Below are 22,487 nucleotides of genomic sequence, written 5' to 3' on the forward strand. Positions count from 1 at the left end.
TCTAGATGTTAACTAAAGTACCTATATAACCTCTAAAAGTTCATTAAGTCCTCTTCACTTGTAATTTCATGCTGTGGAATAACTTCATTTGCTTTACTTCTTATATACTCCATGCTCATTTCTTTATTTTTCTCCATTTCTGAATACTTCTTTTCCTTTAACTTATTATCATAAGCTATGATAATCTCTCCTTCCTCAACATTATAGATATTAGTAACGTTTATGTATTCACCAGAATCCTTAACTTCATTTTCTAATTCTATTACTACTTCCTTACCTATTATTTCATTTTCATCAAATGCATCACATTCATTGAATATATTAAAGCCTTCTGCTTTAATAGCCTTAATTAATTTATAAAATAAATATGTATTCCATGGTGCTATAAGCATATATTGTTTTACTTCTGTTCCATCCTCAAGCTCAAATGTTATGTATCCTTGTTTAAATACATTTCTTTTTATAGCCTTTCTACCATTTGATTGATAGCCTACTATTCTGCATTTCTTACATCCTACTTCTATTTCTGTAATTCTTCCATCTCTCTTTATAGTTGCCATGTTTATCTCTCCCTCTAATCTTATTGATTTTCAACTTTATTTATTGATGATATTCTTTCATCCAACTTATAAACCATTCACTGTTCATTATCTCTTCTTGCTCTTTTAGTGTTACATCTTTTTCTCTTATACTTGCTGAATATTCTAATGCTAATCTCTCTAACTGACTATTAATGCTCACTATGTATTCCCCCTAAAATTATTTTAGTTTCACTAAGCATTGAACTTATTCGGATCAATGCTTAGTAGATTATTTAGTCTTCTTCTAACTCCTCTAGCTTTGAAGCTAGTATGTACAATCTTATCGTTTCTGTTATTGCATCAATTATGTCTTCTGTTGTTAATTCATTCATACTTATACCTCTCATTTAAACTATAGTTACTATTGCTACTACATGATTTTCATATCTAACGTACTTAACTTCTGAAAATGTAATTGAAGTTCTCGTACTAAAATCTAAGTCATATTTATCTACTATCTCTTTAACTACTCCTGCTGAATAGATAACTCCTTTTGTTTTTGAGTAATTAACTTTTAAATAATTTTCATTGTTAGGTAATTGTTCTCCTATAGCAATTTTTTCATCTGCGAATGAAATTACTACTCTTTTAGGATTACTTAGCTTATCCATCATCTCCTTTGCAAACATTAGCCTATTTACTGTTTCAGATTTTACTATTGATAGTATTCCAGAATCAGTTGTTCTCCAAGAACTTTGCTTTGCTTCTGATGCTTGGAATTCCTCTAATCCATTGTATTCTAATTCTACTTTCGGTTCTCTTGGCTTCCATATCTCTTCCTTTTTTACCGCCTTTTCTGTTCTCTCTTTCCCATCCACATCATTCTCCTGATTTTCTCTTGTCATTGCTTTTCCCATTACTGATGGTGCTTGTCTTCTTTTTACTACTGCCATTGTTTTTATCTCCTTTTCTTTACATTATCTTTTCTTCTTCATTACCTTACCTGTCTTATTGGACTTTATTATGTATCTTTCTAGGATTCATTTTATGTCTCTTTTCCATTGATTTATCTTAGTTGGACGTATGGACGCATATTTATCACCTCCTTTCTCTATCTAATTTCTTTTATTTAGAAAATCTCTTTTTTTGAGATTTTCTAAATTTACTTAGCCCTTACACCCTATTTATTGATTTATCTTACTTAAATCCATTCCAACTTAATCCTAACTTAGCCACCTAACTGTCCTGCTATCCTAGAGTCAGCTAAAGAAATTCTAAACTCTCCAATTATTCTTACGCCTGTATGGTATCTAAAAGCATTTGACTTTCCACTTCTACAGTCATAGCCTAATGATTTAGCGTACTCCTCAAACTTCTTCCAGAACTTTTGGACACTTATTTTAGCTTGTCCTTCCATTCCATTTGCTCTAGCCCATTCCCTGTAGGTGTTATAAATAATTTTATTATTCTCCTTATGAGTACTTTCACATTTAATAACACATTGCTCAAAGAATAATATCATTGGATTTAATTCCTTCTCATACTGTTTAAGTAAATCATTAGAACTTTTACACTCTGAGAATTTATAGTTATTTTCTTTAAGTCTTTTCAGTCCTTCTAATGCCCATAGGAATATAGCATCTAATTCACTTCTAAGCTTGTCCTTTAAATGCATATCTCTATCTTCTTCCTTTACTGTATTAGTAAAATGAAGCATACATAACCTTCTCATAAGTGCATATCCCCCATCATTTGTGTGAGGTAGATTATTAGTTGTAAACACTAATTTAACTGTAGGTTTAAAGTTAAATACAGGTTGATGCTTTTGTTCAGCATTTATATTATCTTCACCTACGATAGCCTTTAAATATTGGGTATTAAAACTCCTACCATTGAATTCGTTTTCATTGCTGATATTAGCTAGCTTCCCATATATACATACTCTTGAAAATGGTCTATGCAACTCATTCATTGCTATACTAGATATATTATCTTCACCTATTAACTCGCTAATGATGTCAATGAAGACCCCTTTCCCATTTTTTCCCAATCCATATAGTATTAGTGCTTTTTGTGCTCTTGTTTCTGCTGTAAGTAAATATCCAGCCCATTCCTGTGCTAGATTTATTGCTTCCTCATCAGCTGAAAAGCATTGACCTAAAAACTTCTTGAAATTAGGACAATCTACATCTCTTTTTAGAGTTATCGGTAATTGAATACTACTATAGAATTCAGGACTATGTTCAACTAATGTGAATGTCTCTAAATCAAACATTCCATTTAAAAGATTTATATATCTCTTATTAGCATTTAAGTCTCCACCGTAATAAACTATTCTCTTAAGAGCTTGTATATATTCATTTTCAATTTTCAAAGACCAGATATCATCAAAGTATGTATGTAACTTATTCCTTAACTTTTGGAATAAGTACATATCATCCAGCTTCTTCCACACTCCATCTTTATATACATAAAAATAATCTTTATTGTTGATTATCTTTAAGTTATCTGCTATGTATGAAGCAAACTTATTTGGACTAAAGCCTTTTACTTTTTCTGATTTAGGAGATATCTCTATCCCCATGTTTTCAATTTCTTTTAATTGTTCTTCTGAAAACATTTCTTCCCTCCTTACTTGTTAATCAAAGTAAGGTAATGAACTTCTTATTTTGTTTACATGTTTAATATTATTACATTTTCCTTTTACTTAAACGGACAAAAAATTTTTAAAATTTGTCCGTAAAAAAAGAATGAAGTAAAAACTTCATTCTAAATCAATCCCTTATCTATTTTTTCTTGTATTATCTTTATCATATCATCTACAGTTGGCAATCCTATAACCTCTGCAACACAATCAATCCCTAATTTATCAATATCAGTAATATCAATTTCCTTATCTATTAATTGAGGGTATTTATCAATTTTCATCTTAATTCTCTCTTTTAAGAAATTATAATTTTCTAAATCTCTATTAATACTCATATCAATATCATCTAATATGTTAATTACTTTTCTATAATAATTAAATCTCTCTTTCCTGTTATCAAACTCCATTATTCCCGAAATTATATTATGTATATTATCACTTATAGTGTTTATTAACTCCTCTTCTTCCTTGTTAGGAATTATATTATCTACCATATCTGATAACATCTTTTTCTCTATATCATCGTCATCTCTTTTGTCAATTATATCCTTTAACTTGTTAATTATTAAATCATATTCTTCTATTTCTACTTTCTTACCATTACATATTCTTTTATTTATATCATTAAGTGTATCATCATTAATCAAATTTCCAAGCAATTCTGCAAACTCATTAAAGTTGTTGCTATTTAACTCTAAATTTTCAGGTATATCCGATACTTTTTTTATACTATCTATTAATCGTCCTACTTTTCTTCTGTTAGCCTGAAAACTCAAATGTTCACTATCTATTCCAAATATTTTCCTTGTTAAATCATAGACCTGTCCATCACCTCTGGACTTAGGAGCTTTCTTTATTGATACCTTTCCTTCTCTTTTCTTTACCATTTGTAATCTCTCCTTTAATTAAAATATTTATTCTATATATTACTAAATATTTTAATTAAATTCTATCAAAAAAAAGAGGTTTCCCTCTTTTTAAATTTAAATATTAATCACTAACTCTCAATTTATAACTCTATTCTAGTTTCCTCACCTGCCATATCTATTATATTGAAATAACTAGGTGTTCTGTTAGGATTGCCGAGTATCTTAAAAGTAATCTTATTAGTTGCACCAGCACTACTAAGTGGTTCTGGGAAAAATACTTCTACTATATAAGTCCAATCATTGCTATCACCATAATCTAATGATTCTTCAATTTTAACAATATTATCTATCTTATCTATTTCACTTTGCATTAATGACATTAAATTTTCAAAGTGTCCTGGATATTGTTCTCTACGTTGTTCTAAATTCTTCTTCAATTTAATATTTTCAACTTCATTATTAACAACTGTCTCTAATGTACCACCTACATATTCTACACCATTAATATTTTCATAGTTATCAAGTTCAGTCATTAATCTGTCGGCTATTTCTAAAGCTTCATCATATTTTTCTTCATTAACTTTATTATAGAACTCAAATTCTAAATCTGATAATACTGATTCAGTTTCATTAGATACAGCCACAGTTGTATCAAGATTCTCTGCCATTTCTAATATCTCTGATACTAGTAAGTTAGTAGTATATTCTTTATTTGCATAATCTCTTGCTTCTTCAACTAGAGAAGTTAATTCTTCTGGTGTTAAAGCTGTTGGGTCATTTAAACTTCTTCTTAATCTATTAAACATATCTAGTTGCTCTCTTAATTCTAGAACAACCTTATCTTCTTGGTTTTCATCATAGGCTAGTGTTAAAAATTTTTCAGCTTTCGCATAATCCTCATTTACAATCTCTACTTTTGCTTGACTAATATAGTCTAAATAAGCTTGTGATACTTCTGGTTCTTTATTACTGTTTCCACATCCTACAAATAATGTTGTCATCCCTAAAACAATTCCTGTTAATAATAACTTTTTCATAATATCCTCTCTCCTATTTTACTTTTCCCTTGTAACTAATTATCATTATATATCTACTTATATACCTACAGTAATTGCAACTATATAGTTGCATCTTTAATTATTTTTTATTAAAACATGGTGATATATCAATAACTCAAATTGATGTACCACCATATTTTCTACTTTAATATATTAATTTATTTTGAAACTTCGTATGAACCTTTTCCACCACAATTTTTACATACTACATATCCACAATCACAATTACATGGTTTCGTAAACTCAAAGTCTCTCCATCCATTTCCTCCACATTTAGGACATGTTATTTGTCCATTGCCTCTACATACATTACATGTTTTCTTCATAATATACCTCTCCTTCTAGCTTCATCTCTACAAATTCTTCTTCCTTCCTCTGTCCCTGCATTATTCATATTATGTAATATTACTTTATCCGGTTGATTTTTTAATTGTTCCTTAAAATTTCTAATATTAATCTCTTTTTGTTTATTTGAAAAGTCTGAAGCCTTTTCTAGAGTATCTGATAGCTTATCTGTTATTGTAGCAATATCTATTTCCTCTAATTTAGTTTTTATATCAGATTTTATCATTCTAACTTTTGCTCCAATATTATCCCAAAGTAAAATTCCCATATTCTTTCTCTCAGTACCCCCTTTTCTAATAATTTAATTTTCTACTATATATTACTATATTCTACTTTATTTTTTGTCGAAATTTGGAACTCTAGAAATAATATTTAACAAAAACTAAATATTATTTCTATGTATTATTGCTTGAACCCACCTCTCAGAATAGTCAAGTTCTTTAGCTAATTGCCTTACATTCTTTCCATTATAATTTTCTTTTAAATATCTAATTACATATTCCATTGAATATAGCTTTTTAGGAAAATTAAATTGCTGACCCCTAAATACACTATGTATTTCTCTTGTAACCCTTTCTCCCATATGCTCAAAGATGGTCGAATATACTCCATTAAAATGCTCCTTTCTTATATCCATATATTAACTTCACCTCCTATAAAAAATAATAACTACTTTAAAATGATTATTCATGCGAATAAATCATTGAAAAATTCATTAAAAACTTACTAATAATTAAGTTAAAATTTAATATAAAAAGAGTTAATGCTTCTTTCATTAGAAACATTAACTCTTTATCAAATTTATAATATATATCTGAACATATCAGTTAAAACAGTTAATTTGTTTTTTTATTTATGTTTTTCTTTTTGAATGCTACTCTTATTCACATTTTATGAAATCTCTGTTTTCTGATATGTTATTGTTGTTTTTTGATCTATTACTCTTTATTGGTATATAGATTTTTTATCTATTTACTCCACTTAAAGTTTGTATTACATTTTGATTTATTAATCTTTAATTACTGGATATTATATTCATTAATTATCAATTCTTTTTATCATTATATCTGATTAATTATCTATTATTATAATTCTTATATTATACTGAATATTTATTTACTTCTTTCTTCTATTCTTTATTGTTATCTTTCTATTTATTAATTTCTTTTTATTCTTTTTTATTTGTTTTTAATTGAAATATATTTTTATTAATCTATTTCAATCCTTATTTTCTATTAAGACCTTAGCCCCCCTATCCCCCCGTTGCCCTTTCCTGGTACCGAATTCCCTATTTCCAAGTTCCATTATTTATATGTTTTATCTTTTGGATTCTTTTTATTTTTTAGTGAAATTAGCCTTTCTTCCAACTTCAACATCTCATAGTATTTCATGCCTTGATCTACTAGTTTACATAGTTATGAATCTATTATTTACTGCTTTTTATTTATTCATTACTAGATTATTATTAAAACATTAGATTTATCCTCTCTTTGCGTTTTTTCATTCCTATTGCTACATTTCTTCACCTTTTCTAAAATCTCTGTTTTCTGATGTATTATCGTTGCTTTTAGGACATATTTATCTAAATTATCTACTCAATTTTTTCTACTTCATCTTTCTTTGTAGTTAAGTTACATCTTCTACATTATACTTTCAATCTTTTTCTTACAGAAAATATCGTCACTATCGTTACATCAACACTCCTATTACAACGATATTTTCCAGTAGTTTATTATTGTTATAAAAAAATTAGCTTATTCTTATAATATCATCACAATTAATTTATTATTTTATTTATCGTGATGATATTATATTTCATACTACTTCTTAGTTGTTGCTTCTATTGAAGTAGCTACAACTGTTAGTATTGTTCCAACTACTTTTATTACTGTTATAATATCCATAACTTTCTCCTCCTATCTCTTATACGTGTATATGTATGAGTAACTATCTTTTACAGGTATTAACTTTATTACATACTTACCTTCTTCAAGTTCTATGTATACTAGAGTTTCTTTATCATAACCTGTACCATTACATAGCTCTACAACTTTATTGAAATCTTCTACCACTGTGAATTGAATATAATTAAGTTCTTGTTGTAACTTCTTTAGATCTATTAATTTCCTATCATTCATTTCAATTATTAACTCTCTAGGATTCCATTGGTTAGATAATCTTCCATCATAGAAGTCGAACCTCATTACTCCAAGAAGTTCTTTGCTATCATATTTAAAATATTTCTCTTTACTTAGCTTATTTATCATTTACTTGAATCTCCTTCAATTAGTATTCTGATGGAAAAAGCATTGTAGAATATTCTCCACTATCTATTACATAAACTTTAATCTCATCTTCTATCTGAATATCTTCTATCTCTATTTCATATGTGCATGAGTATTCAGGAACTTCTTGACTTTGGTTTATTATAATCTTATTACCTTGTTTTCTTAGCTTGAACACTTGTAAGTAATCTAGTTCAACACTTTCTTCATCTTTTAGCTTATCAATCATGCTCCACATTATAAGTTGTAATCTTATATCTACTTCCTCATTTACACCTCTAGTTACATATCTATTGTCTTTATTGAACATATTTCTTTATCTCCTTATTATTAGTTTTTCATCTTTATCTGAAAAAGTAAAAAGGCTATACCTTATTAACTAAGATATAACCTCTTAACAATCTATTTCAGAATATAAATATTTATTATATTCATCTTCATATATGGTTTCTGGAACAAGTCCTAATAATTCTTCAATATTACTTCCTCTAATTAAGTCATCTATCACATCTTCTTTACTTGTTTGCTCTATCCAATATTCAACTAATGAATCTTTATCTATTAATGAATTAACATAAATTGCATCATCAAGCATATCATCTAATAGCTCTCTTGCAACATCTTTTAGATTAGCTGAACTTTTATAAATTATGCTATAATCATCAATCATTACATAACCTTGTTCATCTAACTCATTACACCAATTAATAACATGACCTATTGATAATTCTTCTAATCCATTACTTTTTAGATTTCGGTACATAGAAATTATCCTGTCATTAACTTCATTTTCTCCAATTTCTTTTGCTATCTTTACTGACATACTCCAATCATTTAGGAATTCCTCCTTTAGTTCTTCATTTCTTATGCTGTTTATTAAATTTTCTATACTTGTTATTTCTTCTGTTGTTATACTCTTGTATTTATCTAATACTTTCTTAATTTCTCTTATTATATACTGCTGAATTACTGAAGAAACTTCTTCATTAACTGTGATGAATACATTATCTTTATTAAACATTTATACTCCCGCTTTCTATACTTTTATTTAAATGCAAAAAGTCTTAATCACTATTCTTATAGCAATTAAGACTTTTATATTTTACTTATTTCTTGTTTTAACATTTCAATGAATCCTTCTGAAAATACTTTCTCTCTTATTGACTCTTTTATTAACTCTATTAGTTCTAGTTCTGTTACATCAAGACTTCTTGGAATATACCTATTATCTGATTTTACTGTATCTTTATATAAACTAAAACGTATCTCTTCAGTTTTCTTAGCTTTTACATATATTCTCTCAATACAATATGTATATTCACTATCATTCAACCTAGCTTGTAACAATAAATCGCAGTATTTAGTTGATTTAATTACCTTCTTTTTCATATTAATCACTTCCCTTTTTATATATAATTTACTATAATATTTATACTAATATTTCAATTAATGGAGGGCTTTTAATGGAGAAAACTTTTATAGATGCTACTGAAATGACAGACTTTATTTTCGAAAAATGTACTGCTTCTGGATATGAAGTCTCAAAAGAAATTATAGACCTTGTTTTAGACTTAGAAATGCAATTTTTAGAATCTAAAGGTTTAGTTACATATACAGAAGAATAAGAGGTTTTAACTAGCCTCTTTATTCTTCGTTATTCTAGTAGGAACTTAGAAAGTTCTTCTGTAGTTACTACTGTAATTGCATAATCGCTTGAAAGCAAAAATAGTGAAGAAGTCCAATTAACTCCATTAACAACCTCAATTACATCAGTATATTCTGGCACTAAACCTTGTAACTTATCTTGTTTCAACACTTCGATATCTACTATATTTTCTGCTATAACTACATATCCACCTAAGTCAGATTCTATAGCTCTATTAAATCCATAGTTTTCATTCAGTATATCTATTGTTACTTTTATGCTTTCAATTACTTCTATGGGCATATTATTCACTTCCAGTAATTGATTTTCTTTATAAATTTTTTTCATTATATTTTTCCTCCTTATAAACATAAAAACTCTTACCTGCATATCTAAAATACAAGTAAGAGCTTTTACTAAATCAAACTTTTATAAAATTCTATTGTTGGCTTATCATTATTTATTAATAGATTTAACTTTTCATATGTTGAATCATAGAAGTTATTATCTTTAGCATATTTAATTACTTCCTCATAAGATAACTTAAAAATATTATCTGTTATACTATAGTAGAAATCATCATTCATTACACCAAAGAAATACTTAACTGCATCTTCATAAGTCATTCTTGGTATATCTTCTAAATCACAATTCTCATCCGTATAACAACCATTTCTATCATTCCATTGAAGAAATTCTGTTATTTTAATTTTTTTAATCTCTTTATTCATTATCCAAATCGCCTCCTTAATCTAATTATATAATATATATTTAAAAATTCTACACATCTCTTCGGGTTATTTTTACAGCTTAGTTTAAGAAGAATATTATTTTTTTATCATTATTTTAGCAATAATTTTATCAATTTAACATTTTATTACCTGTTTTATTTTTATTGTTTTATATTTTTATTTTTTAATTGACTTCTATACCCCGAAGATATTAAAATTATACCATAATACATTTCGGAGGTGCTTTATGCAAAATATTCAAATTAATAACAATATTTATCTTACAATTGACAGCCTAACTGTAAACTTATCCGATTCATTTGTTTCTCCAAACAATAAAATTGGTAGTGGTAGCGGTGAAGCTAGATTATATGTATCATCTCAAAATTCAGTTCCACTTTTTACATTTTCTTCTACAGATACAATATCAAAAAAAGGAAAAGTTTATCCTGCTTGTACTTCAACCTGCTATCTATTAAAAGAAAATTTAATTGATTACTTATATTCTACTTATAACTATTATCTAAATCCCATAGAAAATCATAATAGAAATATTCTAAGTTTCTATAGTGAACGTGAAAAAGCAATAAACTCTTTACCTGATTTATTACCATTTAATATTTATATGCAAAACGGAGAACTTGATTCTGATAGATTTTATATAGGATGTGCTGATTATGCTTGGGATATAATAAGAGAACTTTCTATCCCTCTATATTCTCAACTAACTATATATAAACTTATAAACAATTCATCTTCTGATGATATAATTTACATTTTCACTCTTACATTTACAGCACCAAACGCACCATCCAATGGAGTTAAATTAGAAGAAACTGTAATAAATACTATAACTAATGATACTACTATCGATTCCACTGAAAGAACCTCTCTAATAAAGGCAAGAAATGGGCAAGGGAAATTTAGAAGTAATGTTATTAATATTATGCCACGTTGTCCATTTACTGGTATATCAGACTCTTTCTTGTTAAGAGCTAGTCATATAATTCCATGGAGTCAATGTAGAAATAATCACGAAAGATTAGATGGTTATAATGGATTAACTCTAACTCCTTCATATGATGTTCTATTTGATAGAGGTTTAATTAGTTTTAATAATGATGGTTCTTTACTTATTTCATCAAAATTAAACTTACAAATAATTATGTCATTAAACTTAATTAGTGGTCAAATATATAATATTGAAAATTCAACTGGAAATAGAAATCTATATCTTGAATTCCATAGAAATAATATATTTAAACGCTAAAAAATGGAGGGTTAGATTACCCTCCATTTCTTATTCTGTAATTGCAATTTCCCTCAAATGTTTACTTTTACCTTCTTGTATTATTTCAGGATATGCTTTTATTATCTCCCTCATTATTCCAATAAGAACATCTACCACTATAGAGTTTCCTGCTTGTTGATACGCTTGAGTATCCGAAACAACTATTTTAAAACTATCACAAAATCCCATAAGTCTAAGACACTCTCTAGGAGTTAATTTTCTTATCCTTCCCTCTGTAGTAACATAATTATCAACTCCAGCTCTATGCATTTTATGCATTGTAGTTAATAACGGTCTTGCAATATCTAAATCTATTTCTGGCTTTGAATAAAAATTCTTAGTTCCACTAGCTAAAACATATTTTTTTACTTTTTCTGATAAGAAATATTTTTCTAAATCTTGTATAGTTTTTTCTTTATCTTTATTTTCCTCTTCAAATACAAAATCTCCATGCCAATTAAATTGTTGATTTTTCTTTTGGCACAATTGCACTTCACCATCTATTTGAGTCCACTTCTTTTGAAGATTTTTACTATCAGTTACAAAAGCTACACCTTTTTTATTTAAGTAATATTTACCAGATACATTATCTAAAAGATAATCTTTCATAGTTTTTTCAAGAACTTGTTTTTTAGGCTCCTCGAATTCTTTTTTTAATACTATATCATCTCTAAACCCAACAACAAATATTCTCTCTCTATTTTGAGCTACACCAAAATCTCTACTATTAAGAACCATCAATTCCCATTTATATCCTAAATCATCGAATACTCGACTCATAGTTTCCCATGTTTTACCACCATCATTATTCAATACAGCCTTTACATTTTCATATATAAATACCTTCGGTTTAATTTCTTTTACTAACCTTGCATATTCATAAAACAAAGTTCCCCTAGTATCTCCTAAACCTCTTTGCTTTCCTACCATAGAAAATGACTGACAAGGGCTTCCACCAACAAATAAATCCACTCTATCTCTATATTGGTATCCATCAATAAATGAAACATTCCAATGAAAATGAGCATCATCTATATCATAATTTGCAAAATAACTTTGCTTAACAAAATTTGATTTTTCTTTTCCCTTATATAAATCATCTACATATCTTTTCTTATCTGAATAATCCTCAATCTTTCTAAGCTCACTATGTATATGAAGTGTCTCTATTTTCTCATCTAGCATTCCTAATTGCGCTACAATCTCTTTTAATTCCTTTATAATACCTTTAGTATTAATATCATTTTTAGATATTATTTCATTTACTAACTCTTTATTTTCTTTTTCTATTTTACTTATTATTAATACTTTATCAATATTGTTAATATCATTTATATCAGTATATTTATTAACTATTGTCTGTAAATCCTTTTTAACCTTTTCATTATCTACCTTATCAATAATAGCTAAAACATCAAAATCATAATTCCTATTTTGTTCTTGAAGAAAAATAATTCTTTCACTAATTCTATTTAAATGACTTTCTAAATCAGTTAAGTATTCATAATCACTATCTACTTTTATATCTATATTATCTATTATTCTTTCTAATCTCTCTAGTTCATTTTTTATATCTATAAAATTAATATCAATTTTCTTTTTAAATATATCAACATCACCATTATCTGATGCAAAAACTATTTCATGCTCTATTCCCATTCTCTTAAGTGCATGCTCTATAGCACCTATCCCACTAAAAACAGTTGCAAGTCTTAACATAACTACACCGCCTTATCTTTTTTGTACAACTTATTTATTATATCATAATTATGATTTATGTAGTAAGTACTTATTTATATCCAATTATATAGAACTTATGTTCTAATGTAAAGTATCTGCTTGTTCATATTTTTTTATAATAATATAAATAAAAAATCATATCATAAAAAGCCATATCTTTTATGATATGGCTAAATAAACATTCAAAATTTTGTAAAAACCGCATTTACTTGTGGTACGGTTCATTCTTCATTATTCTAAAAGCTCTATATATTTGCTCTAATAACATTACTCTAAATAATTGATGTGGGAATGTCATCTTAGAAAAACATATTTTATAATTTGCTCTCTTAATAACATCTTGTGATAACCCTAGACTGCCTCCTATAACAAAAGTTATGTTAGAGTTACCCATAACCCCTTGAGTCTCAATAAACTTTGAGAACTCTTCTGAGGTCATCTGTTTAGCATTTAAGTCCATAGCTATAACAAACATATTATCTTTAATCTTAGATAATATTAGTTGTCCTTCTTTATCTTTAATAATTAACTCCTCTTTTTCCGATGCATTATCTGGAGTTTTTTCATCTGGTAACTCTATTATATCCAGTTTACAATATCTCCCTAGCCTTTTTGCATATTCGTCTATTGCTAACTTTAAATATTTTTCTTTTAACTTTCCTACTGAAATTACAGTTATGTTCATCTATCTTTCCTCCTATGTTAAATACTAAATATCATTCACAAGTATAATCACTAACTTCTACTATAGGACTTATTTCTTTTAACCTATCCTTCTTTGGTATATATACTTTTAACTTTCCATCTTTAAAAACGGCCTTAATATTATATGGGTCTATATTTTCCACATAAAAATCTTTTGATATATCATTTCCACCTTGTATTACAGCTATAGCAACATTTTTACCATTAGAGAATACTTGATTTCTCTTTATATTTATAGATATATAATTATTGGTATAATCTATATCTATATCCTTTTTTGAAACCCCTGGTAAATCTGCTTCTATCAAATATTTTCTTTTATACTCTTTACAATCTATATTTAAGTTTACCATATTCTCTAGAGTATTAACCATATCATTTACAATATCACTATTTAGCACACTATCTACTATATTATCTATTAATTGACTATTGTTTATTACAGAGTCAAATACATTAGAAAATACGTATGAAAATACATCAAACATAGTATCCTCCATCATAATAATTATAACTTAATATACTTTATTTAATTTGACCATATATTGATACAAAAACATACGTATTAATTAACTTTAAATATTAATATCCTATACTATCATTTAAAAAGATTACGTGTATTCTATTTTTATCTTTTTGACTTTTTATAAGAGTATATTCTCTGCATATTTTTTCTGCACTCTTACAATCCATACAGTATCCAACCTTAGTACATGGAGTGCTTTTATTTAATCTCTTTGCATTTGCTGGTGCTGCGATTTCTCTATTCCTTTTTATAGCCTCATCTAAGTTCTTAACTATCTTATTTACCCCTGCAACTATTATAACCTTCTTTGGCCCAAATAAAAGAGCTGCAACTCTATTACCATTTCCATCTACATTATACAACTCTCCACCTTCAGTAATTGCATTCGTACTTGAAAAATAAGCATCTGCAAAAAAGCTTTCTCTATATATTCTATCTATATCCATTGCTGATAAGCCTTCTTTTGCTCTATCTAAAAAGTCATATCTTCCACTTCTTAAATGATCCATAACGCCTGTCTCAACTAACGACATAGATCCTCCACAACTCACCTTATCCCCTTCATTAGTTAGGCTTATTATCATATCTATCAACTCTTCTTTGCTGTTTACAATATACCCATTCATATTATTCTTTTCTAATGAATTAATAGTTCTTAATATTTTCTCTTCATTTACCCATTTAACATTACTATCCATAAACTCTCTCCTTTTATTTAATACAACTTATAAAAAAAGAGCCTTGATATTCAAAGCTCTTTTGTAAACTATATTATTTTCCACAACATTTCTTATATTTCTTTCCGCTTCCACATGGACATGCATCATTTCTACCAACTTTGTTTTCGTTTCTAACCATAGTTGATTCTCTGTATGCTTTTTGAATTTCTTTTCTCTTTTCTTCTGAGAATATAGCATCCCATTGTGGTAAGTTATATAAGTATTCAGCCTTAGCTTCTAACATATTGAAGTATAACTTTTCTAAATCGATATCTAAAGCTATTTCATCATTAGCAGTTAAGTTTTCTAAGTCATATACATTCTTTAAGCTTTCGTTTATTCCGTCAACAAATCCCATGATAAACTCTTCTGTTGTATCATATTTCTTAGCAAACTCAGCAATTGTTATTGTTTGAACTTCAGTATGTTTTGCTAATAAATCCTTATAGATTCTGCTTTCAATCTTAGTGTACTCTGCCCAGAAAGCATTTTCACCTTTTGTCTTAACGTACTCTACAACCATATCTGTCCATTGCTTATATAAACTCATTGTAATTTCTCCTCTTCTTACGATGTTATATTACATGTTATCTTATTACATAATTATACTAAATATTTACTATCTTTTTCAATACTTAAGCATCTGTTATTTTAACTAAATACTTACTTCTATTCTTACAATACTCACATTGCTTGTCTTCACATTCTTCCATAATAGGGAATGTTTCATATTCGTTAATTAAGTCATCCATAATATCATCTATATGTTCTTCACATACATACTTTATCATAATTTTCACCTACAGCTTTACTATTTCACTTGGATTATTTCTATTAGCCATGCTTAGAATAACATCTGATCCGATATTAACTCCACTATTCGTCAATACATCAACAACAGTTTGGTATGCTAAATCTGGATGATTATTAGTATTACTTAAATGTCCTAATATTATTTTCTTTCCTAATCCAGCTTTTAATATATTAACTATTGCTTTTCCACAATCTTCATTGGATAAATGGCCTATCTCACTTAAAATTCTTCTTTTTAAGTTATATGGATATGGACCATACTCAACCATACTTACATCATGATTACTTTCTAAAAGCATAACTTCTGAATCCTTAATATTATCCCAAATTTCTTTAGTAAATATTCCAAAATCAGTTGCAACACTAGCTTGTTTATTACCTAGGTTCACTGTATATCCAACTGGAGCTGCTGCATCATGAGGTATATTAAATGATTTAATATCTAAATCATTTATTGATACTACGGATCTTTTATCCATAACCTTTATATTATGCTCTTTTATCTTTCCAATGCTTTTTTCCATAGCCTGCCATGTATTTCCCGGGGCATATATAGGTATATCATATTTTCTTGATAAAATACCTACACCTTTAATATGATCGCTATGCTCATGTGTTATGAATATTCCATCAAGTTCTTCCGCCTTTTGCCCAATACTCTTTAAAGCTTCATCTATCTTTTTCCCTGGTAACCCAGCATCTATTAATATTTTAGCTTTTTCAGATCCTACAAAAATACTGTTTCCACTACTTCCACTATATAATGAGCAAAATATCATTTGTTTTCCCCCAATTATCTATCTTCTCTTCTTATGTCAGCTCCTAAAGCTCTAAATTTATTTTCAATATGAGGATATCCTCTATCTATGTGTTCTATATCTATTATTTCAGTTTCTCCATTAGCTATTAATCCTGCTATTACCATTGCAGCTCCAGCTCTTAAATCTGTAGCTCTAACTCTGCTTCCTGCTAAAGATTCAACACCATCTATTATAGCTGTTCTTCCTTCAACCTTGATTACAGCACCCATCTTCTTTAATTCATCAGTATGCTTATGTCTATTTTCCCATATACTTTCTACTACTAAGCTTCTTCCTTCAGTTATGCTTAATAGAGCTGCCATTGGCTGTTGTACATCTGTTGGGAACCCTGGATATGGAGCTGTCTTTACATTTACTCCCTTTAAAGGTTTATCAACAGTAACTCTAATACTGTCATCACCCTCTTCAACTATAGCTCCAACTTCCATAAGCTTTGCAGAAATTGATTCTAAGTGCTTTGGAATAACATTAGTTATAGTTACATCACCTTTTGTTGCTGCTGCAGCTATCATAAATGTTCCTGCTTCTATTTGGTCTGGAATTACACTATAATTACATCCATTTATAGATTTAACACCCTTAATTCTTATAACATCTGTTCCAGCACCTTTTATATCAGCACCCATTTTATTTAAGAAATTAGCTACATCTACTACATGAGGTTCTTTTGCTACATTTTCTAATATAGTTGTTCCTTCTGCCATAGTAGCTGCTATCATTACATTTATAGTAGCTCCTACTGAAACAACATCAAAGAAAATATTTGCACCATGTAATTCATCAGCTTCTACTGAAACTGCCCCATGTTCTATAGTTACTTTAGCTCCTAATGCCTCAAATCCTTTTATATGTTGATCTATTGGTCTAACCCCTATAGGACATCCACCTGGAAGTTCAACCCTAGCTTTTTTAAATCTAGCTAATAAAGAGCCTATAAAATAATAAGATGCTCTCATTCTTCTTACATCTTCTGTACATGCATTTACAGTTGTTATATCAGTAGCATCTATTTCTAAAGTATTATTATTAATTTTGTTTACAACACATCCAAGACTTTGTAATATTCTTTCTAAACAATGAACATCTTCTATGTCCGGTATATTATCAATAATACACTTTTGATTACTTGCTAAAACTGCCGCTGGTAAAATGGCAACTGCTGCATTTTTAGCACCATTAATTTCAACAGACCCTCTTAAGGCATTGCCTCCATTTATAATTAAAGTTTCCATCCTATTCACCCTTATCTATTTTTATATACATTAATCTATCCTATTTTTCATAAAATTATCCAAAATATATCTCAAGAGGTAATTTTTTAACTATTCCTCTTTTAAGTTAACCTCATTTATTATATCATAAACTAATAAGTAGTTAATAGGTTTTTTTCTGCCAAAAATCCTTTATTTTCACCGTATATATTATATTAGTGAATATATTGTTTGAAAACCTATATACTAATATGATATAATTTTTAGAAAGTATATACAAAAATTTACTTGTGAGGTTATAATATGAAATATTATCTAGTTGCATTATTCGATGATGAATCATACAAAAACTTAAGCCCTATACAAAGAAATTTATCAAAAAAATATAGAGCTAACAGAAACTCTCCAATTCCATATATTCCATTAGAAATTTTAGAAAATCCAAATATAGATAAGATTAATACAGTTGTTGATAAAATAGTTAAGCCTTATAAAAATTTTAAAGTAGAGGTTTCTTCAAAAGTTAGCATTTGTGATTCTAGTAAAACATTAAATTTAGAAATCGAAGATGTTGGATATATTAAAAGATTAAATAGATTATTATCTGATAACCTTCAATTACATGGATTTAATGTTAAAGGAATTGAATCTGATAAAAATTTACAGCTTACTTTAGCTAATATAAGTTATAATAACAAAGACAATAAAAGAGTTATCGCTCCATTAGATTCAAGATTTAACCTTTCAACTTTAAAAGTAAATAGACTAGAATTATGGAAAATATCTAATACTAGGAGAGAAACTTTAATTCAAACATATCCTTTAAAAGATTTTTAATTTTCTATTAGATTTTTAGCATTGACTATTTTTTATAGTCAGTGCTTTTTTTATAAAAATTTATTTTTTGTATTCGTTTACCAACCTTTTCAAGAGTAAATTATTTCTGTAAAATATATTATATTAATCCTAATTAGGAGGTTATTTATGAATATTTCATCTATAGTTGAATCACAACTTGAAAAAAATAAGCAACTTTTAATAAACCATGAGCTTCCTGAATATAAGCTGTGGGTTAGAAAGCATCTTGAGCTTCATGTTAAATTAGGCTCAATTGCTGAAGAAACTAAATGCTATACTTACTTAGAAAATGTTTCTTCAAGCTTAAATAAAGACATTATATTTAAAAAATATGTTGATTTTCTTGCTCATATAATTAGCTTAGGATTATATAGAGAATATATATCAGATTATGAGGTACAACTTAAACCAAATGATTATTGTTTAAGTGACCAATTCTTAAATTTATATATAGATATAAATGATTTAATAGTATCAACATCTTCTGATCACTTTTTAACTTTATTGGAAGATACTTTAAGTCTTGGAGTAACTCTTGGATATTCTGAAAAAGATATAATAAATTCTTTTATTTATGGAGATTAATATTAAGAAACTCAAAAGAGTTTCTTTTTTTTATATAATTAATCCATTAATTTCACATAATATACTTGAGGTGATTATTAATGATTGGATTTATATGTGCTATTATTTCAGGCATATCAATGACTATTCAAGGCGTATTTAATACTAGGCTAAATGAAAAAATAGGTTCATGGGAAACTACTACAATAGTTCAAGCAACAGGCTTAGCATTAGCATTAATAATTTTATGCTTTTTCAGAAAAGGTGATTTTGGTGCTATAAAAGAAGTCAATAAACTCTATCTATTAGGGGGATTTATAGGCGTAGTAATTACTTATACTGTTATGGTTAGTATTGGTTCATTAGGAACTACCCTTGGAATTGGAACTATTTTAGTTGCTCAATTAGCTTCAGCTGGACTTATAGATTACTTTGGTTTATTTGGCTCAGAAAGAAGTAGTTTTGGAATAAGCCAAATAATAGGAGTAATCGTTATGATTGCAGGTATTGTAATCTTTAAATGGAAGCATTAAAAAAGTGCGAAGTGTGCTTCGCACTTTTTTTCTTTTCTTAATTAACAAAAATAGCCTTAGTTTTATACTATATAATGTGGATTAATTTTAAGGAGTTTTTTATGTTCTCTTTAAATAAAAAACTAGACTCTAATCTTAAAAATTATATGGAATTTAATACATCTAGGAGTTATAGGGTTTTAATTAAATGTAGAAACTTTCAGGATTCTATTGAAAAAAGAATCTTATCATATAAAGGAACTATATTAAGAAATATTAATATTGATAATATTATATGTGCTATTTTAAACTCTCAATCTATAAATAGATTATTAGAATATCCTGAAGTTGAATATATATGCTTAGATCAATTTTTTAATCTTTGTGGTATAAGCGTACAAACTGCTAATAGAGTTAGATTATCTAATAGTATAAATGCTTCTGGTCGGGGGGTAGGTATTGGAGTAATTGATTCTGGTGTATATCCTCACCGTGATTTAACAACACCTTTTAATCGAATTGCTACCTTCACAGACTTAATTAATGGTCTCTCATTCCCATATGATGATAACGGACATGGTACATGCACTTGTGGAGTCATTGCTGGTAATGGTGAATCCTCTAATGGAATATATAAAGGAATTGCTCCTAACTCAGAGCTTCATGTGATAAAAGCTTTTGATAGATTAGGAAAAGGATATGTCTCAGATGTACTATATGCTATAAATGAGTTAATATCTATAAGTCCTAAGTATAATATAAAAATTTTATGTTTACCATTTGAAAGCTTAAATCATGATAAATTTATATTCTCACTTTTTGATAAAATACTAAAAAAAGCTGTTGATTTAGGTATTACACCTATACTTCCTAGTGGAAGTAATAGTATTGAAGGCTCTATTATGGGAATAGCTCTAAGTAAAAATGCTATTACAGTAAGTGGTCTAGATACCACTTCAAAAACAACTCCTTATGAATACTCATCTACAGGTGCTCCAAAAAAAGATTTTAAACCTAATTTTTGTGCTGCTTGTGTAGATATTGTATCTCTTAACTGTAATACATCTTATATATCTGAAAAAAATAATACTAAAATATATGCACCTAAACTTTCATCTTCATACAAAAGCTTTAGCGGCACATCTATATCAGCTGCATATATATCTGGTATATGTGCTTTATTATATGAACTTACACCTACACTCTCCTTTGATGATATAGTATCTATGTTAACAGCTTCATCTACTAACTTAGATCTACCACTAAATACTCAGGGAGAAGGATGTATAAATTTAAATAAATTATTTAAAAAGTAAAAGTGCCATAAAGCACTTTTACTTTTTGACTATATAATTAAGAGGATTTACAGGTGTTTCATTTATCCTTAATTCAAAATGTAAATGAGGTCCAGTACTATATCCAGTACTTCCTACAGCACCTATTATTTCTCCTTTTTTCACTTCTTGATTTAGAGACACGTATATCTCACTTAAATGAGCATAATATGTTTTCATATCGTCACTATGCTGAACTATAACTAAATTTCCATACCCTCCATCATTATATCCAGCATATATTACTTTACCTTCGAAAGAAGCTATTATATCTTCTCCAAGATTTTCAGCTATATCAAGTCCTTTATGATACGAATTAACTCTATCTTCTCCATAATATGATGATATATATCCCCCATCTACTGGTCTCTCTAAAAAACTTACTCCATCATAGTATGGATTTTTACTTCCTCTATGTACTACAGTAGCTATAGGCTCTACTAATACGTTCTCATTTAATATATTTTCTTCTACTTTCGTAAGTCCATCATATACGACTTCCTTATAAACTTCTTTTGTTCCATCAGATCCTTGTACAATAACTTCTTCACCCATATATATACTATTATCTTCTTCAACTATAACTGGTGATTCTATATTTTCTTCTTGAAAGGTTCTTAAGCTTAACTCTAAATCCAACAAACTTTTATTTATTATAGATGCCTCATAAATATCTTTTGATATTTCACTACTATTACTCAATTGACACAACTTTAATTCAGTAGGCGTCACTTTTATATTTCCATTTATCTTCATATAAGATATATCTTCAACATTAACTCCTAATTCTCTAATATAACTTTCGCATACACTCTCAATTATTTCATCTTTTTCTTGAGCACTTAGTACATATCCAAAAATATTATTATCTACAGTTATAGCAAAGCCATTAACATTTCTATTTATATTATCTATATTTGCATTTAGATTCTTACTCTCCAAATTAACAATATCATTATAGTTATTAGAAATATCACTTGAATTTGCCAAATAAACTCCTTGTGGTATTTCATTTGAATCATTAATAACATTAATACACTGAACTGTTTTCCTATTTCCATGTATACTATAGCCATTAGTTATTTCTGATATAAGAAATAACAATATTGTTAATACTATTAAGGATAAAGTGGTTTTTCGTATGACACACTTTTCATCCTTCTTCTGCGAGTACATTTTTATCACTCCTCTTTTTTAGTTTTATTTACAACATTTTTTAATTTTCCCAAGAAGTAAAATAATATACATATCATTTCTTTAATTGTTATGTTGAGGGTTAATATCACCTTTGT

Annotated in this window: 30 protein-coding genes; 6 read left to right on the forward strand and 24 right to left on the reverse strand. The window is 27.8% G+C overall.

Going from position 1 to position 22,487, the window contains the following annotated elements; genetic code table 11:
- Positions 1–32 precede the first annotated feature (32 nt).
- The 13 genes from H8S10_RS06790 to H8S10_RS06850 all read right to left on the reverse strand — a co-directional run bounded on the left by H8S10_RS06790 (position 33) and on the right by H8S10_RS06850 (position 9,114).
- Positions 33–560: a hypothetical protein gene (locus H8S10_RS06790; protein ID WP_186838375.1), complete on the reverse strand. Its 528-nt coding sequence runs from the start codon at positions 558–560 to the stop codon at positions 33–35.
- A 40-nt stretch (positions 561–600) separates the two neighbouring features.
- The gene (locus H8S10_RS06795) at positions 601–741 is read right to left on the reverse strand and encodes a hypothetical protein (RefSeq protein WP_186838376.1); all 141 of its coding nucleotides are present in this window, start codon (positions 739–741) and stop codon (positions 601–603) included.
- 187 nt (positions 742–928) lie between these two features.
- Complete coding sequence (locus H8S10_RS06800; RefSeq protein ID WP_186838377.1) at positions 929–1,474, reverse strand: hypothetical protein; 546 nt, start codon at positions 1,472–1,474, stop codon at positions 929–931.
- 275 nt (positions 1,475–1,749) lie between these two features.
- On the reverse strand, positions 1,750–3,141 hold the full coding sequence (locus H8S10_RS06805; RefSeq protein ID WP_186838378.1) for a DNA primase family protein: 1,392 nt from the start codon (positions 3,139–3,141) through the stop codon (positions 1,750–1,752).
- Positions 3,142–3,290: 149 nt separating this feature from the next.
- Positions 3,291–4,055 (reverse strand): hypothetical protein, encoded by a 765-nt coding sequence (locus H8S10_RS06810; protein WP_186838379.1) that lies wholly within the window; start codon positions 4,053–4,055, stop codon positions 3,291–3,293.
- A gap of 122 nt (positions 4,056–4,177) precedes the next feature.
- Positions 4,178–5,074 carry a hypothetical protein gene (locus tag H8S10_RS06815; protein WP_186838380.1) on the reverse strand — a complete coding sequence of 299 codons (897 nt, stop codon included), beginning with the start codon at positions 5,072–5,074 and terminating at the stop codon, positions 4,178–4,180.
- Positions 5,075–5,253: 179 nt separating this feature from the next.
- Entirely contained in the window at positions 5,254–5,421 is a 168-nt protein-coding gene (locus H8S10_RS06820) for a hypothetical protein (RefSeq protein WP_186838381.1), read from the reverse strand.
- A complete protein-coding gene (locus tag H8S10_RS06825) occupies positions 5,418–5,708 on the reverse strand; it encodes a hypothetical protein (protein WP_186838382.1) in 291 nt (96 codons plus the stop codon). The genes H8S10_RS06820 and H8S10_RS06825 overlap by 4 nt, the downstream gene beginning before the upstream one ends.
- Before the next feature lie 114 nt (positions 5,709–5,822).
- Positions 5,823–6,077 carry a Mor transcription activator family protein gene (locus H8S10_RS06830; protein ID WP_186838383.1) on the reverse strand — a complete coding sequence of 85 codons (255 nt, stop codon included), beginning with the start codon at positions 6,075–6,077 and terminating at the stop codon, positions 5,823–5,825.
- A gap of 1,279 nt (positions 6,078–7,356) precedes the next feature.
- The gene (locus tag H8S10_RS06835) at positions 7,357–7,707 is read right to left on the reverse strand and encodes a hypothetical protein (protein ID WP_055277850.1); all 351 of its coding nucleotides are present in this window, start codon (positions 7,705–7,707) and stop codon (positions 7,357–7,359) included.
- 19 nt (positions 7,708–7,726) lie between these two features.
- Positions 7,727–8,035, reverse strand: a complete 309-nt coding sequence (locus H8S10_RS06840; RefSeq protein ID WP_186838384.1) for a DUF960 family protein — start codon at positions 8,033–8,035, stop codon at positions 7,727–7,729.
- A gap of 84 nt (positions 8,036–8,119) precedes the next feature.
- On the reverse strand, positions 8,120–8,746 hold the full coding sequence (locus H8S10_RS06845; RefSeq protein ID WP_186838385.1) for a hypothetical protein: 627 nt from the start codon (positions 8,744–8,746) through the stop codon (positions 8,120–8,122).
- 74 nt (positions 8,747–8,820) lie between these two features.
- Positions 8,821–9,114 (reverse strand): hypothetical protein, encoded by a 294-nt coding sequence (locus H8S10_RS06850; RefSeq protein ID WP_186838386.1) that lies wholly within the window; start codon positions 9,112–9,114, stop codon positions 8,821–8,823.
- Positions 9,115–9,188: 74 nt separating this feature from the next.
- On the opposite strand from H8S10_RS06850, the gene H8S10_RS06855 reads away from it, so the two are divergent.
- A complete protein-coding gene (locus tag H8S10_RS06855) occupies positions 9,189–9,350 on the forward strand; it encodes a hypothetical protein (RefSeq protein WP_186838387.1) in 162 nt (53 codons plus the stop codon).
- Positions 9,351–9,379: 29 nt separating this feature from the next.
- On the opposite strand, the gene H8S10_RS06860 is transcribed toward H8S10_RS06855, so the two are convergent.
- On the reverse strand, positions 9,380–9,718 hold the full coding sequence (locus H8S10_RS06860) for a hypothetical protein (protein ID WP_186838388.1): 339 nt from the start codon (positions 9,716–9,718) through the stop codon (positions 9,380–9,382).
- Positions 9,719–9,786: 68 nt separating this feature from the next.
- Positions 9,787–10,101, reverse strand: coding sequence for a hypothetical protein (locus H8S10_RS06865; RefSeq protein ID WP_186838389.1), 315 nt, complete (start codon positions 10,099–10,101; stop codon positions 9,787–9,789).
- Between the two features lie 247 nt (positions 10,102–10,348).
- On the opposite strand from H8S10_RS06865, the gene H8S10_RS06870 reads away from it, so the two are divergent.
- Positions 10,349–11,371: an HNH endonuclease signature motif containing protein gene (locus H8S10_RS06870; RefSeq protein ID WP_186838390.1), complete on the forward strand. Its 1,023-nt coding sequence runs from the start codon at positions 10,349–10,351 to the stop codon at positions 11,369–11,371.
- A gap of 30 nt (positions 11,372–11,401) precedes the next feature.
- On the opposite strand, the gene dcm is transcribed toward H8S10_RS06870, so the two are convergent.
- The 8 genes from dcm to H8S10_RS06910 all read right to left on the reverse strand — a co-directional run bounded on the left by dcm (position 11,402) and on the right by H8S10_RS06910 (position 17,948).
- Positions 11,402–13,111, reverse strand: a complete 1,710-nt coding sequence (gene dcm, locus H8S10_RS06875; RefSeq protein ID WP_186838391.1) for a DNA (cytosine-5-)-methyltransferase — start codon at positions 13,109–13,111, stop codon at positions 11,402–11,404.
- 226 nt (positions 13,112–13,337) lie between these two features.
- On the reverse strand, positions 13,338–13,817 hold the full coding sequence (rlmH, locus tag H8S10_RS06880) for a 23S rRNA (pseudouridine(1915)-N(3))-methyltransferase RlmH (RefSeq protein WP_055266733.1): 480 nt from the start codon (positions 13,815–13,817) through the stop codon (positions 13,338–13,340).
- A gap of 31 nt (positions 13,818–13,848) precedes the next feature.
- A complete protein-coding gene (locus tag H8S10_RS06885) occupies positions 13,849–14,325 on the reverse strand; it encodes an Hsp20 family protein (RefSeq protein ID WP_055266735.1) in 477 nt (158 codons plus the stop codon).
- Between the two features lie 94 nt (positions 14,326–14,419).
- Positions 14,420–15,061 carry a lactate utilization protein gene (locus H8S10_RS06890; RefSeq protein ID WP_186838392.1) on the reverse strand — a complete coding sequence of 214 codons (642 nt, stop codon included), beginning with the start codon at positions 15,059–15,061 and terminating at the stop codon, positions 14,420–14,422.
- A 73-nt stretch (positions 15,062–15,134) separates the two neighbouring features.
- Positions 15,135–15,632, reverse strand: coding sequence for an SEC-C metal-binding domain-containing protein (locus H8S10_RS06895; RefSeq protein ID WP_186838393.1), 498 nt, complete (start codon positions 15,630–15,632; stop codon positions 15,135–15,137).
- A gap of 85 nt (positions 15,633–15,717) precedes the next feature.
- Positions 15,718–15,873, reverse strand: coding sequence for a CxxH/CxxC protein (locus H8S10_RS06900; RefSeq protein WP_070205693.1), 156 nt, complete (start codon positions 15,871–15,873; stop codon positions 15,718–15,720).
- Positions 15,874–15,882: 9 nt separating this feature from the next.
- Positions 15,883–16,674: an MBL fold metallo-hydrolase gene (locus H8S10_RS06905; RefSeq protein ID WP_186838394.1), complete on the reverse strand. Its 792-nt coding sequence runs from the start codon at positions 16,672–16,674 to the stop codon at positions 15,883–15,885.
- A 14-nt stretch (positions 16,675–16,688) separates the two neighbouring features.
- Positions 16,689–17,948, reverse strand: coding sequence for a UDP-N-acetylglucosamine 1-carboxyvinyltransferase (locus H8S10_RS06910; protein WP_055266743.1), 1,260 nt, complete (start codon positions 17,946–17,948; stop codon positions 16,689–16,691).
- 282 nt (positions 17,949–18,230) lie between these two features.
- Here H8S10_RS06910 and H8S10_RS06915 point away from each other — a divergent pair, with 282 nt between their 5' ends.
- The 4 genes from H8S10_RS06915 to H8S10_RS06930 all read left to right on the forward strand — a co-directional run bounded on the left by H8S10_RS06915 (position 18,231) and on the right by H8S10_RS06930 (position 21,177).
- Positions 18,231–18,764 carry a hypothetical protein gene (locus H8S10_RS06915; RefSeq protein ID WP_186838395.1) on the forward strand — a complete coding sequence of 178 codons (534 nt, stop codon included), beginning with the start codon at positions 18,231–18,233 and terminating at the stop codon, positions 18,762–18,764.
- 147 nt (positions 18,765–18,911) lie between these two features.
- On the forward strand, positions 18,912–19,370 hold the full coding sequence (locus H8S10_RS06920; protein ID WP_055266747.1) for a dUTP diphosphatase: 459 nt from the start codon (positions 18,912–18,914) through the stop codon (positions 19,368–19,370).
- Positions 19,371–19,450: 80 nt separating this feature from the next.
- On the forward strand, positions 19,451–19,882 hold the full coding sequence (locus H8S10_RS06925; RefSeq protein WP_055266749.1) for a DMT family transporter: 432 nt from the start codon (positions 19,451–19,453) through the stop codon (positions 19,880–19,882).
- A 101-nt stretch (positions 19,883–19,983) separates the two neighbouring features.
- On the forward strand, positions 19,984–21,177 hold the full coding sequence (locus H8S10_RS06930; protein ID WP_055266751.1) for a S8 family serine peptidase: 1,194 nt from the start codon (positions 19,984–19,986) through the stop codon (positions 21,175–21,177).
- Positions 21,178–21,195: 18 nt separating this feature from the next.
- On the opposite strand, the gene H8S10_RS06935 is transcribed toward H8S10_RS06930, so the two are convergent.
- Entirely contained in the window at positions 21,196–22,371 is a 1,176-nt protein-coding gene (locus H8S10_RS06935; RefSeq protein ID WP_186838396.1) for a peptidoglycan DD-metalloendopeptidase family protein, read from the reverse strand.
- Between the last annotated feature and the right edge of the window lie 116 nt (positions 22,372–22,487).

The sequence above is a fragment of the Clostridium sp. NSJ-49 genome, from assembly GCF_014287725.1.
Taxonomy (GTDB): Bacteria; Bacillota; Clostridia; order Clostridiales; family Clostridiaceae; genus Clostridium; species Clostridium disporicum_B.

Bases quoted from the DNA above. Each gene is read 5' to 3' on its own strand.
- H8S10_RS06895 (WP_186838393.1), bottom strand. From the start codon at position 15,632: ATGAGTTTATATAAGCAATGGACAGATATGGTTGTAGAGTACGTTAAG.
- H8S10_RS06885 (WP_055266735.1), bottom strand. From the start codon at position 14,325: ATGTTTGATGTATTTTCATACGTATTTTCTAATGTATTTGACTCTGTA.
- H8S10_RS06890 (WP_186838392.1), bottom strand. From the start codon at position 15,061: ATGGATAGTAATGTTAAATGGGTAAATGAAGAGAAAATATTAAGAACT.
- H8S10_RS06815 (WP_186838380.1), bottom strand. From the start codon at position 5,074: ATGAAAAAGTTATTATTAACAGGAATTGTTTTAGGGATGACAACATTA.
- rlmH (WP_055266733.1), bottom strand. From the start codon at position 13,817: ATGAACATAACTGTAATTTCAGTAGGAAAGTTAAAAGAAAAATATTTA.
- H8S10_RS06925 (WP_055266749.1), top strand. From the start codon at position 19,451: ATGATTGGATTTATATGTGCTATTATTTCAGGCATATCAATGACTATT.
- H8S10_RS06845 (WP_186838385.1), bottom strand. From the start codon at position 8,746: ATGTTTAATAAAGATAATGTATTCATCACAGTTAATGAAGAAGTTTCT.
- dcm (WP_186838391.1), bottom strand. From the start codon at position 13,111: ATGTTAAGACTTGCAACTGTTTTTAGTGGGATAGGTGCTATAGAGCAT.
- H8S10_RS06865 (WP_186838389.1), bottom strand. From the start codon at position 10,101: ATGAATAAAGAGATTAAAAAAATTAAAATAACAGAATTTCTTCAATGG.
- H8S10_RS06800 (WP_186838377.1), bottom strand. From the start codon at position 1,474: ATGGCAGTAGTAAAAAGAAGACAAGCACCATCAGTAATGGGAAAAGCA.
- H8S10_RS06915 (WP_186838395.1), top strand. From the start codon at position 18,231: ATGAAATATTATCTAGTTGCATTATTCGATGATGAATCATACAAAAAC.
- H8S10_RS06910 (WP_055266743.1), bottom strand. From the start codon at position 17,948: ATGGAAACTTTAATTATAAATGGAGGCAATGCCTTAAGAGGGTCTGTT.
- H8S10_RS06820 (WP_186838381.1), bottom strand. From the start codon at position 5,421: ATGAAGAAAACATGTAATGTATGTAGAGGCAATGGACAAATAACATGT.
- H8S10_RS06790 (WP_186838375.1), bottom strand. From the start codon at position 560: ATGGCAACTATAAAGAGAGATGGAAGAATTACAGAAATAGAAGTAGGA.
- H8S10_RS06870 (WP_186838390.1), top strand. From the start codon at position 10,349: ATGCAAAATATTCAAATTAATAACAATATTTATCTTACAATTGACAGC.
- H8S10_RS06825 (WP_186838382.1), bottom strand. From the start codon at position 5,708: ATGGGAATTTTACTTTGGGATAATATTGGAGCAAAAGTTAGAATGATA.
- H8S10_RS06855 (WP_186838387.1), top strand. From the start codon at position 9,189: ATGGAGAAAACTTTTATAGATGCTACTGAAATGACAGACTTTATTTTC.
- H8S10_RS06835 (WP_055277850.1), bottom strand. From the start codon at position 7,707: ATGATAAATAAGCTAAGTAAAGAGAAATATTTTAAATATGATAGCAAA.
- H8S10_RS06935 (WP_186838396.1), bottom strand. From the start codon at position 22,371: ATGTACTCGCAGAAGAAGGATGAAAAGTGTGTCATACGAAAAACCACT.
- H8S10_RS06900 (WP_070205693.1), bottom strand. From the start codon at position 15,873: ATGATAAAGTATGTATGTGAAGAACATATAGATGATATTATGGATGAC.
- H8S10_RS06830 (WP_186838383.1), bottom strand. From the start codon at position 6,077: ATGGATATAAGAAAGGAGCATTTTAATGGAGTATATTCGACCATCTTT.
- H8S10_RS06850 (WP_186838386.1), bottom strand. From the start codon at position 9,114: ATGAAAAAGAAGGTAATTAAATCAACTAAATACTGCGATTTATTGTTA.
- H8S10_RS06920 (WP_055266747.1), top strand. From the start codon at position 18,912: ATGAATATTTCATCTATAGTTGAATCACAACTTGAAAAAAATAAGCAA.
- H8S10_RS06840 (WP_186838384.1), bottom strand. From the start codon at position 8,035: ATGTTCAATAAAGACAATAGATATGTAACTAGAGGTGTAAATGAGGAA.
- H8S10_RS06930 (WP_055266751.1), top strand. From the start codon at position 19,984: ATGTTCTCTTTAAATAAAAAACTAGACTCTAATCTTAAAAATTATATG.
- H8S10_RS06860 (WP_186838388.1), bottom strand. From the start codon at position 9,718: ATGAAAAAAATTTATAAAGAAAATCAATTACTGGAAGTGAATAATATG.
- H8S10_RS06810 (WP_186838379.1), bottom strand. From the start codon at position 4,055: ATGGTAAAGAAAAGAGAAGGAAAGGTATCAATAAAGAAAGCTCCTAAG.
- H8S10_RS06905 (WP_186838394.1), bottom strand. From the start codon at position 16,674: ATGATATTTTGCTCATTATATAGTGGAAGTAGTGGAAACAGTATTTTT.
- H8S10_RS06805 (WP_186838378.1), bottom strand. From the start codon at position 3,141: ATGTTTTCAGAAGAACAATTAAAAGAAATTGAAAACATGGGGATAGAG.